This is a genomic window from Arthrobacter agilis (assembly GCF_002953615.1).
GTDB classification, from domain to species: domain Bacteria; phylum Actinomycetota; class Actinomycetes; order Actinomycetales; family Micrococcaceae; genus Arthrobacter_D; species Arthrobacter_D agilis_B.
Map to the genome: position 1 here is coordinate 2,733,771 of NZ_CP024915.1, position 10,422 is coordinate 2,744,192.

At 67.8% G+C, this 10,422-nt stretch carries 13 protein-coding genes; 4 read left to right on the top strand and 9 right to left on the bottom strand.

Going from position 1 to position 10,422, the window contains the following annotated elements:
* The 4 genes from CVO76_RS13260 to CVO76_RS13275 form a co-directional block, all read right to left on the bottom strand.
* On the bottom strand, positions 1 to 1,080 hold a 1,080-nt coding region (locus tag CVO76_RS13260; RefSeq protein ID WP_208739599.1), incomplete at its 3' end, for a saccharopine dehydrogenase family protein.
* Positions 1,081 to 1,557: 477 nt separating this feature from the next.
* The gene (locus tag CVO76_RS13265) at positions 1,558 to 2,271 is read right to left on the bottom strand and encodes a hypothetical protein (protein WP_208739600.1); all 714 of its coding nucleotides are present in this window, start codon (positions 2,269 to 2,271) and stop codon (positions 1,558 to 1,560) included.
* On the bottom strand, positions 2,268 to 2,654 hold the full coding sequence (locus CVO76_RS13270; protein ID WP_208739601.1) for a PadR family transcriptional regulator: 387 nt from the start codon (positions 2,652 to 2,654) through the stop codon (positions 2,268 to 2,270). Before CVO76_RS13270 ends, CVO76_RS13265 begins: the two co-directional genes overlap by 4 nt.
* A gap of 379 nt (positions 2,655 to 3,033) precedes the next feature.
* On the bottom strand, positions 3,034 to 3,870 hold the full coding sequence (locus tag CVO76_RS13275; protein WP_133081770.1) for a formate/nitrite transporter family protein: 837 nt from the start codon (positions 3,868 to 3,870) through the stop codon (positions 3,034 to 3,036).
* Between the two features lie 120 nt (positions 3,871 to 3,990).
* Between CVO76_RS13275 and CVO76_RS13280 the strand changes: the two genes are divergently transcribed.
* Complete coding sequence (locus tag CVO76_RS13280) at positions 3,991 to 4,284, top strand: hypothetical protein (RefSeq protein WP_244185977.1); 294 nt, start codon at positions 3,991 to 3,993, stop codon at positions 4,282 to 4,284.
* A gap of 86 nt (positions 4,285 to 4,370) precedes the next feature.
* Here the strand turns inward: CVO76_RS13280 and CVO76_RS13285 are convergent, their stop codons facing one another.
* The 3 genes from CVO76_RS13285 to CVO76_RS13295 all read right to left on the bottom strand — a co-directional run bounded on the left by CVO76_RS13285 (position 4,371) and on the right by CVO76_RS13295 (position 6,337).
* Positions 4,371 to 5,084: a VOC family protein gene (locus CVO76_RS13285; RefSeq protein WP_208739602.1), complete on the bottom strand. Its 714-nt coding sequence runs from the start codon at positions 5,082 to 5,084 to the stop codon at positions 4,371 to 4,373.
* A gap of 306 nt (positions 5,085 to 5,390) precedes the next feature.
* Entirely contained in the window at positions 5,391 to 5,690 is a 300-nt protein-coding gene (locus CVO76_RS13290; RefSeq protein ID WP_244185979.1) for a YegP family protein, read from the bottom strand.
* A gap of 302 nt (positions 5,691 to 5,992) precedes the next feature.
* Positions 5,993 to 6,337 carry an ANTAR domain-containing protein gene (locus CVO76_RS13295; RefSeq protein ID WP_133081772.1) on the bottom strand — a complete coding sequence of 115 codons (345 nt, stop codon included), beginning with the start codon at positions 6,335 to 6,337 and terminating at the stop codon, positions 5,993 to 5,995.
* A gap of 242 nt (positions 6,338 to 6,579) precedes the next feature.
* Between CVO76_RS13295 and CVO76_RS13300 the strand changes: the two genes are divergently transcribed.
* Positions 6,580 to 6,843: a hypothetical protein gene (locus tag CVO76_RS13300; RefSeq protein ID WP_208739603.1), complete on the top strand. Its 264-nt coding sequence runs from the start codon at positions 6,580 to 6,582 to the stop codon at positions 6,841 to 6,843.
* A gap of 564 nt (positions 6,844 to 7,407) precedes the next feature.
* Here the strand turns inward: CVO76_RS13300 and CVO76_RS13305 are convergent.
* Positions 7,408 to 7,662 carry a hypothetical protein gene (locus tag CVO76_RS13305; protein WP_208739604.1) on the bottom strand — a complete coding sequence of 85 codons (255 nt, stop codon included), beginning with the start codon at positions 7,660 to 7,662 and terminating at the stop codon, positions 7,408 to 7,410.
* Between the two features lie 177 nt (positions 7,663 to 7,839).
* Entirely contained in the window at positions 7,840 to 8,727 is an 888-nt protein-coding gene (locus tag CVO76_RS13310) for a ribonuclease Z (protein ID WP_208739605.1), read from the bottom strand.
* Positions 8,728 to 8,936: 209 nt separating this feature from the next.
* On the opposite strand from CVO76_RS13310, the gene CVO76_RS13315 reads away from it, so the two are divergent.
* Together CVO76_RS13315 and CVO76_RS13320 are read left to right on the top strand one after the other, a co-directional pair.
* A complete protein-coding gene (locus CVO76_RS13315) occupies positions 8,937 to 9,704 on the top strand; it encodes a CPBP family intramembrane glutamic endopeptidase (protein ID WP_133081957.1) in 768 nt (255 codons plus the stop codon).
* Positions 9,705 to 9,714: 10 nt separating this feature from the next.
* The gene (locus CVO76_RS13320) at positions 9,715 to 10,326 is read left to right on the top strand and encodes a DNA alkylation repair protein (protein WP_208739606.1); all 612 of its coding nucleotides are present in this window, start codon (positions 9,715 to 9,717) and stop codon (positions 10,324 to 10,326) included.
* Positions 10,327 to 10,422: the final 96 nt, after the last annotated feature.

A 10,422-nucleotide genomic window follows, 5' to 3' on the forward strand; every position in this document is an offset into this window, starting at 1 on the left:
GACGGCGGTGGCGGCGTATCCGGGGTCGCCCGGGCCGGCTGCGACAGCGCGGTACCGCCGGCCGCTCTCCGTCGACGCGGTCACCTCGGAACGGAACCAGCCCGAGGTCCGCACAGCCTCGGTCGGGCCGGTGCCCGGGGCGGGTAGGGCCCGGTCCAGTAGCTTCCGCGTCGGAGGAAAGGCCATCGCGGCTCCGAACGCCCGCAGGCCGAGCGCCATCGCTCCGGCGAGGAGGGCGCCTGCGGGATCACGCCGCGTGCCCATCACCTCCCCGTACCGCAGGGTCCGACCGTAGGCCCAACCCTGCAGGGCATTGCTGCGACGCACGATGCGCGTATTCACCGACGCCATGACGAAGGGTGCGGTCCACAGGCCGTCCTCCGAGCGGCCGACCCACCCCAGATCCGACGGCTGCCGGGTCGAAGGCTCCGCCGCCCGATCCGCAGCGAGGGAGTAGGGATCGCCCAGCAGTGATCGCAGCACGGGGTCCGACCGCGTTGCATCGAGCTGCCCACGCATCGACTCGATGGTGCCGCCGCTGAAGCCACCTTTGGCCGTCGCCACGAGCTGGACCTCGGTCAGTCCGCCTGCGCCGTCGGACTCCGCGGCCTGGTGCAGGAGGAGCACCGCGAGGTCCGAGGGGACGGAGTCGTAACCGCACGCATGGACGATCCGTGCACCGGTGGTCCTCGCCGAAGCGTCGAAGCGATCGATGGCTTCGCGGACGAAGGACACCTCACCCGTCAGATCCCCGTAGTGCGTGCCGGCGCGGGCACATGCCTCGACGACCGGGAGCCCGTACTTCGCATAGGGACCCACCGTGGTGAAGAGGACCCGGGTGTCCGCAGCCAGCGCGGCGAGCGTCGCAGGGTGTTCCGAGTCGGCCTCGATGAGGGCCCAGTCGCGCGCAGCAGCAGGCAGCCTGCGCCGTACCGCCTCGAGCTTCTCCCTCGACCTCCCCGCGAGTCCCACGCGCAGGTCCGGTGGAGCGTGGACCGCGAGGTAGCCGGCGATCAGTTCGCCGACGAAGCCGGTGGCACCGAAGAGGACGAGGTCGTGATCGCGCGCTGGGGCATTCATGCCAGCAGTCTTCCATGGCATCGATCGGACCGACCCAGGAGCGGTGTCCACCTCGCCTGTGGCAGAAGGACCCGACGATTCTGCACCTGGCTCGCGGATCACCTGTTCCTTCCCCACTCCTGGCCACTAGGATCAGCGGACAACGATGAGTTTCGTTCGGGGGAACCGTGGAATCGACAGCGAAGAAGTGTGTTCAGTGGGGCGTCATCCTCGTTGTGGCCGGCGGATTCGTGCTGGTTCTCCTTCCTCAGCTACTCGGTCTGCTCACAGAGGCCGTGGGACCGACTGCAGCAATCGGGGTAGGAGCAGTGGACATCGTTCTGACGCTGGTCCGCTGGGCGTTGATACCCATGGGTACAACTCTCATCGGCGCCGCTGTCGTCATCCGAGCCCTGGCGCCTGCGCTCGATCGTCCGAGGGATGTCCATACTGGCGCATAGCCCCGCAGCAGTAGTCGTTCCGGTCGCCCGGACAGTGCTAGCGGAGTGCGACTGCGAGGCCGAGCATGACGAGGGCGAGGAGGGGGAACAACCAGTTGGTGACCTGGACCAGGACTCTCGCACCCGTTCCGGTGGTGTCCGCGGTACGCGAGCGTGGATCGATGATCTCGTCGTCCGTCGAGAGGGACGACCGGGCGGTGTTCCTGACCGAGAGTGCCACCATGACCAGGGCGCTGCCGATGAGCCAGGGCACCGGGTCGATTGCCAGCCATGCCTCGGCACGATCGTCAGGGGCAGCGAAGGCCGACAGGATTCCTGCCAGCGCGCAGATACCGCTGATGCCGATGCAGACCCAGATCCGGCGGATGACGGCGTCGAGATAGAGCGGCAGGAAGGCTACGAGCACCACTGGTGTGGCGAGGAGGGCCAGCTGCGCCGGGGAGACGAGCAAGAGCTCGGACCGGGTCCATGACACGACTGCCTGGTTGAAGAGCAGGAAGGCCAGGAGTCCCAGCAGCGATGGCCAGAGCGCATCCCGCACCCAGTCGTTCCGGGGCGCGGAGGGGAGTTCGAGTGCTGCAGCGTAATCACGCGCGGGCCCGAACGCTTCTTCGGCCTGTTGGCCGGTGTCGCCGAGGAGTTCCCTGGCGCTCGCGACGGTGTCCCCGATGGCGCTCCCGTGTTCCTGGCGTAGCCGGAGCTCGATGACGAGCTGGTCGAACCACTTCTTGTCGCTGGTCTGCTGCCTCATGCGGAGGTCCCCTCTGTTGATCGTGCGGGATCGAGGTACTGCACACTGGTCTCGACGAAGCGCTCCCAGTCACCACCGAGACGAGTGAGTTCGGAGCGGCCCTGGTCGGTCAGGGCGAAATATTTGCGGCCTGGGCCGCCCTCGCCGGCCCGCCACTCCGTGGTCACCAGGCCCGCTGTCTCGTACCGGGTGAGAAGCGGATACAGGGTTCCACCCTTGATGGTTCCGAAACCGTGTCGCTCCAGTTCGCTGATGATCGCGTACCCGTAGGAGGGCCCGGCGGACAGTGCTCGGAGCGCCAGGAAACCCAGGGTGGCTCTGAGCCAGTCGCTGGGCCATTCGATACCTGCCGCGACTCGCGGATCTGCAGCTGAGACTTCCATGACTAGATTGTGTCTCTAAGTAGTTAGCCTGTAAAGGCAGGAAAGGTCGTGGTGATCAGGGCCAGGGCGTTCGGTCAGCTGGGTGCTCGCGACCACCAACAGCGCCAGGCCGGGATTCCGACTCCTTTCAGGGGTGGACCCGTCGGCCGGCCGGGAGGTGGTGATGTCGTGGGCAAGGGGAGCCCCTCCAGGATCGCAGTGATCTCCGAGATACCCTGGGGGGGTATCGCGATCCTTTATACCGGTGGGGGGTATAAGAATCGATCCGAACACACTCCAGTCCGAAGCTCGAGGAAAGCCGAGACCAGCTCCACGCCGTCGTGCACCGGGAGCACCCTGATCATCCGCGGGCAGGGCTCCGTGTCCGTGCGGAGTCCTGCTATCGGTCATGCGGTGCTTCCGGGTCATCCGGGGCTTCGCTCCTGCGTTTCTCGAGGAGTTCCTTGGTACGAACGAGCCGGAGGAGGGTGACCAGTACCAGTCCACCGAGCATGTTGAAGAGCAGCGTGTAGCCGAACCAGCCGAGCCATTGCCCATAGCTGATGTCCGTTCCGGCGTGGATGGCGGCGAAGATGAGCAGCGAGTCGAGGACGGAGTGGAACAGCTGGAGTCCCGCCAGGAGGAATCCGCCGATGACGGTGGCGACGATCCGGGCGACGTCGTTGTTCGTGCCCTGCTGCATGCGGCTCATCAGGGTGATGGTGCTTCCCCCGAGGACGGCGAGGGCGACGGTCTGCAGGGAGAAGGGCGCGTCGACGTAGTGGTGTGCGCTCTCGCTGACCGTGTCGGTCCACTCCGGGAAGGCCTGCATGACGATCCAGACGAAAACCCACCCACCGGCCAGGTTGGCCACGAGGGTGCCTGCCCATAGTTTTCCCAGCTGGGCGATGCTTCCCTCTCTGGCGACGACGGCGGCGACCGGCATGAGGAAGTTCTCGGTGAAGAGCTCGCTGTGCGCCAACAGGAGCGCGACGAGGCCGACGCTGAAGGCGAGGCCGGCGAGCAGGTGGTTCCCCGTCTCGTGCATGACGGCCAGATAGGCCATGATGCCGAGGCCGATCTCGAACCCTCCGAAGACACCCGTCACGAGGATGTTCCTCGTGGTGCGATGGAGTCTTTCGGCACCTTCTTCGATCGTCTTGTCGAAGGACTCCTTCAGTTCGTCCTCGACCGGGGCATCTGATGCACCCAGTTCCCGTCTGCGGTCCTCGCTCATGTCGCCTTCCTGTGCCTGGGTGGGGCGCTGGGAGGATGAGCTTCACGATCCCCGAGGCCACGGCCTGCGTCCTCTCCCCACCACGACAGTGTCTCCCGACGGCCCGACTAGACTGCGGGTGTGCACTATCCCGAGCCCGCACTCGACCGCGGGGGCCTCGCGCTGTACGTGGTGACTGCCGTTCTTGCCGCAGCCGCTCAGCTCGCGGTTGGGTATCTCTACCTGACCAGCGGTCTCGTCGCCCCGCTGTGGGCTTTGGCAGTGTTCCTCGGCTGGTGGCTGGTGCTGACCTGTGTCGGCGTGAAGTTGGCGTTGCGCCGGTCCTATCGGCTACTCCTCGTGCCTGTCGTCGCGGTGGTGACGTGGTTCGGCGCGATGGTGTTCGGGGGCGCCGTCCTCGGGTGGAGTGCCTGACGACCTTCGGGGACATCGATGCAGCTCAGGACTACGGCAAAGGGATTCCCGACGTGATCCCGGCGGTGTCGGCGTGAGGCCCGCTGTCAGGAGTGGGCCGGCAGCACGCACAGTTCGTTGCCCGACGGATCGGCGTAGATACGCCACGGCAGGTCGCCCCAGTCGGGGCGTAGTTCACGGCCGCCCCGCTCGATGATGCCCGCCGCGACGTCGTCGGGATCATCCCCATCCTCGAGCCTGACGTCCAGGTGCAGCCGATTCTTCGCAGTGCCCTTGGGTGACGGCTCAGGGCAGAGGACGAGGAGCGGGCCCCGCAGCGACGGGTGGCGCAGTGTGGGCAACCGTCCCGGGACCCGGATCCAGCCGGTGAGCCAGGACCAGAACCGCGCGTCCCGGTCCGCGTCGGCGGAGTCCAGGGGCAGCGCCGCGATCGGCCCGGTCCGGGCATGGTCCGCCCGCTCGTCCATGACACAGCAGGGGTTTCCCTCAGGATCGGCGAGAACCACCCATGGCACGTCCCCCTGACCCACATCGAGGTGCCGGGCACCGAGCCCGAGTAACCGATCGACCTCTTCCGTCTGCCGGGAGCCGCCCCGAAGGTCGACATGCAGCCGCGGCGGTGGGGGAGAACCGGGGACGCGCTGGAAGCACAGATCCAGCACCGGACCACCCTCGATACTGAGCCTGGTCTCGTACACCCCGGGCTCGTCCGTGAGTGTCTCTCCGCCGACCACCGCCTCCCAGAAGCGGCCGAGTCGCCGGGGTTCCGCGGCGTCGACGACGAGATTCTCCAGATACATGCAGGCCACCGTAGGCCAGGCGGGGCACATGGCTCAAGGGACGAACACGTCGGTCTCGCGATTGCTGACGATGAATCACGTGATGTCGACGTCCTGGTCGAGTTCGGGTGCCTGCAGATCGGCCGATGCGCTCCCTTCGACGTCGCCTGATCCTATTGCTCCGGGGCACCGCAGCCAGCAGAAGGGCTATTGTCGGTTTCGCCTCTCGGAACGGGATGTCGGGGACCGTGCCGTCCTATTGATAGCGTCCGGCCTGCAGCTCCGGCATATTCTTGGCCGGGCGCTGCGAGCGCTTCGAGGGGGTCGTTATGCCGCCCTGGTGGAGGACGCCGGGTCGAATGCCATCGCTTCATGGGACATCGGTGGGCAGAGGTCAGTGATCAGCCCCGTCCCCGCGCACTCACGAACGGCGTCGATACCCTCGACCGCCGACACTTTGTCCGAGAACGGCCCGGATACGGCGACAACCGTACCGTCGGGCCCTTTCAACCTGAACCTGAAGGAAATTCCTCCGTCACGGAAGAGTTCGAACGATCCGGCCATCATTACCCCCTCGTCACCCAGGCAGAGGAACTGCCCGGGCTCGTCGTCGAAACCGGAATTCAACGCTGCTTTCCGGCTGGCCCGGAAGCGGGATAGGGCTACCCCTATGTGACCCAAGCCACACCCAATTCATCCATGGTAGGCGTCGTATTTCGTACTGGCGAGTAATCGCAGAAGGGGTCAGCGGGCTCGGGGGTGCTTTCACCCGGCTGTTTATCAAGCACCCTAGGATTCTGCTTTATGCATTTGCTCATCAGCCTAGCTTTTTTGGTTTTCCGTTCTGCTCAGCCGCTCGGAATCTTCGGTGCGTCGATTTCGGGCGCCGCTGGGAGGGCCGGAGCCCGGCGGGGCACGGGCTGTGGCCGCTACTGCTCGGGGAGCCCCGGCAGGGTCCGGGTGACCACCAGGTCCACGGCGATCTGACGAAGCTTCAGGTTCGTGGTCGAGCTCACCGAGACGAGTACTTCGAATGCCTGCTCGCCCGTGAGGCCGTAGCGCTCCATGAGGATGCCCTTGGCCTGCCCGATCACATCCCGGCTCTCGATCCCCATCGTCAGGTGTTCGACCTTCTCGGTCATCTCCCGCAGGCGCTCCGTCACCCGCTCGAGAGCCGCGTCGTCGTCAGGTGTGCCCGCATCGCTCCGATCGGCAGGCTCGTCCTGCTCGTTCGGGTCGCCTCGGCGATTCGTGTCATTCGGGTCGTTCCCCATCACTTGGATCCTCGAGATATCGCGGCTGAGACCGACCAGATCCTTCCCCCGGTCCACACTCTCTCATGCGATGTCGACCGCACGGCACTTCCTTACGGCCGAAGGCGACACGCACTTTCCGTGTTCGTCAAGCATTTCTGCTCATCGGGGGCTTGTCGGGCTTTCCTTGACGACCTACGCTTGAGGCCCGGCCTGACACAGTGGTCAAACAGCGGCCATGGTCGGATTTTCGAGGAGAAACCATGGCTTTATCCTCTGCGTCCATCATTCCCGTGCCCCGGATCCCGATCGGTCAGTCATCCCCGGATCAGGGGGACATCCCGTTCTGTGCCGCATGTGACACCGCCGAGCATATGGCGTTCGAGGACTTCGTACCGAGCAGGGTGCTGCCCGACGGGCAGGAGCACCTCGGCACCGTGAGCTATCTGTGCATGGGCTGCAACCAGTACAGTTCCCACGCTGTCCCGGATTTCTGGCAGCCACCTGCCTGGCACTGGTACGTCTGACACCGCACCGCAGGTTCCGCAGGCGGCATCGCCCGCGGTGATTCCGGTGAAGGAGGCGACATCCTCCCAGCGGGCCCACTGTTAAACCCGATGGAAGGATGTCATCGGGTATTCGGATCGGACCGTCACGAGGATGGCACGACGGCGGAAGCGTCGCCGTGTGAGACATGGACCCGACCCGCGCTCAGAGGGCTGCCATCACCACGAGGGGTGCACTGCAAGGGGCGGTCGCACGGCGAGTGGGGATCGTCCGTGCCGCTGCCGATAGGTCCGCCGTTCTCGTGTTCCTCGGCTCCTGGTGTGCGTGGGCGCAGGGTCGCCACGGGTTGGGCGTCTGCCTTGCCCGCGCGGGTGCGACCCTGCTCGTCGTCGGTGGTTTCCCCGGCCGATACATGGGTGGCGGACGCGTGGACCGATTCCAGGGCGGGGCGCCCCGGCGAGCACGCGGTCCCGTCGGGCTACCGTGCGAGCAGCGGGCCGATCAGTTCGACGAGAGCGGTCCGGGCCTGTCGCCCCATGGACACCCGCGAGGTGCGAACGCCTCGATCTCCGGCTCGCAGCGGACTACGGGTCCGTGCCGTCGTCCCCGTCCCCGGGGAACAGGGTGCGCCGCAGCGTATAGGCCTGGCCTCCGGCGAGGACCACGGTGATGAGGACGGCCGTCGGCCAGGAGAGTCCCGTGGCATACACGAGGACGAAGGCGATGGATACGGCGAACACCGCGATGGCGAGCAGCAGGACCATCCTCAGCGTCCGACGGCGGGGCTCCGTCGGCGCGCGCCGACGCTCACCGTGATCCTCGTACCTGTTCGGGTCCACTTGGTGCCACTCCAATCCCTGTCCGGTGCTTCAAGTGTGGATCCCGCCCGCTGCACTGTCGAGGCGGCCGCCGGGTTCGCGACCACCCGGGGCGCGGTACGACGCGACGGGCTGCGTCCCAGCGGCCCGGCAGTCCGGGGGCACGGCGTGGGCGGGTGCCCCCGGCCCGCCCAGCGTCTATCCTCGCGCCCGCCGCGGGAAGGGAAGGCGGTCGAGGTCGGACGCCGCCACCACGGTCGCCCGACCGGCCGAGAGGCGTGCCTGCGCGGCGAGCTCCCCGACGTCGTCGTACCGGGAGGAGAAGTGCGTCAGCACGAGGGTGCCCGCTCTCCCGGCGCGCGCGAGGCTGCCCGCCTGGCCGGCCGTCAGGTGCAGGTACTGGTCCGCGAGGGCTGCGTCGTCGTCGCTGAACGTGCTCTCCGTGACGAGCAGGTCGGCGCCGTCGGCGAGCACGAACGCGCCGTCGCACAGTGCGGTGTCCATGATGAAGGCGAACCGGCGGCCCGGCCGGTGCACGCTGACATCCTCCAGTCGCACGTCGCCCAGCCGGCCCTCGCGCTGCAGGCGGCCGACGTCGGGCCCCCCGATGCCCGCGGCGGCGAGGCGGTCGGGGAGGAAGCTCCGCCCGTCCGGTTCCGTCACACGGTAGCCGTAGGCCTCGATGCGATGCCTCAGGGGCTGCACCTCGATCCCGGCGGCTATCGGTCCTTCGACACCATGCGGGTGCAGGTGCAGGTCCAACCCCGGCGTCGCGAGGGAGACGAGCGACCGCACCACTTCCTCGCCCGACACCGGATAGTGGAGGTGCACGGGGTGCTCCACGCCGTCGAGCACCATCCGCGACAGCACGCCGGGCAGCCCGAAGCAGTGGTCGCCGTGCACGTGCGTCAGGCAGATCCTCGTGATCCGCGAGGCGGAGACGCCGGCGTGGATCATCTGCCGCTGCGTGCCCTCGCCGGGATCGAAGAGGATCCCCTCGCGCTCCCACCGCAGGAAGTAGCCGTTGTGGTTGCGGGACCGGGTGGGCACCTGGGAGGCCGTGCCGAGGATGACGAGCTCACGCATGACCCCAGTCTCGCATCGGGGATACCGGGGGAGCGCGGCGCGGGCCGGAAGTGGACCGATCGGTCGGCAGGCGAAAGAATGATGGCGAGGAACCACCGAAGGAGCACGATCCCGTGGAGCAGCACGCCCGCCCGGTGGCACCGGCACAGCCGGAGGAGACGCGCCGGCGGGCCTGGGAGCAGGGCGCCTGGAACACGCCGTCGCGCGCGCTGATCCCCGCCACGCTGGTCTCCCTCGCGGGCTTCGCCCTGTTCGTGCTCCATGCATCGGGTATCGGGTACCTCCTGCTGGCGATCGCGCTCGTCGCGGCGGTGGTGCTGGACCGGGTGCTGTTCCGGGACCTGCTGCTCATCGCCTTCGGGCTGGCCGTCATGAGCCTGGTGCCGATCACCACGGACATCAGTCCGGCACACATGGGCGTCATGGGCACGGCGATGATCCTCGCCGTCGGCGTCCCCTACGCGGTGTCCCGCTTCGCCTACCGCGACCACGCCATCACCTTCCCGGTGCGCTCCGGACCGTGGTCACGCGCGGAGAAGTGGTACCTTCCCGCCGTCGTCGTCATCGGCTACGCCCTGCTGCCCGTCTACATGCTGGGCACCGGGGTGTACGAGAACTGGCCCGCGGCCTCGGAGCCGGACGAGATCGCCCGGCTGTTCCTCGGCACCAACGGGCTCGGCATCTGGGACGAGCTCTTCTTCATCTGCACGGTCTTCGCCCTCCTGCGCCGCCACCTGCCCATGGCGCAGGCCAACGTGCTGCAGGCGGTGCTCTTCACCTCGTTCCTGTGGGAGCTGGGCTTCCACGCCTGGGCGCCGTTGTTCATCTTCCCGTTCGCGCTCCTCCAGGCCTTCATCTTCACGCGGACGCGATCGCTCTCGTACATCGTGTGCGTCCACCTGCTGTTCGACTTCGTCCTGTTCCTCGTCCTGATCCACGCGCACAACCGCGCGTGGATCGACATCTTCCTCTATTGAGCGGGCACCGATGAGCGATCCCGCCGACTTCATCGACGAGTCGCTCCAGTACGAGAGCTCGGAGGAGCGGGCGGAGGAGTACGAGCGGCGGTACGGGACGGACCTCGCGTACTACGGCGCTTCCGTCGGGGCGGTCCGGGGCGCCGTCCGCAACGCGGAGCGCCGGTACCGGAGCCTCGGACACGACGACGTCGCGGCCGTCGCCTCCGAGCTGTGGTCCCGCCCGGTGTTCGAGCGGCGGTTCGCCGCCGTCGTGCTCCTGCAGTCGTCGGTGCGGATCCTGCGCTCGTCCGACCTCACGCGGATCGAGGGCTTCCTCCGCTCGGCGCTCCTCCGGGAGCTCGTGGACCCCCTCGCCGTCGACGTCGTCGGCCCCCTGCTGCTGCGCCTGCGGGGACAGGATGCCGTCCGCGCGTCCGCCGTGCTGGACCGTTGGGCGGCGGCGGACGACCCGTGGCTGCGCCGTGCAGCGGTCCTCGCGCACCTGCCGGCCTTCCGGGCCGGGGACGGCGACGACGCATCCTTCCGGCGCACGGTGCGGCTGGTCTCCGGCGCGCAGACGGGCCGGGACACGGCCGTCGAGGACGCGGTGGCGCTGGTGCGGGCCGCCGGAGCCGGCTGACCGGGACCGGAGGCGCTACCGGATGTCGATGGTCCGGATGAGCTTGCCGCGCAGCGCCGGTACGAGGTGGTGGACGCCCATGAGGCCGAGGCCGTA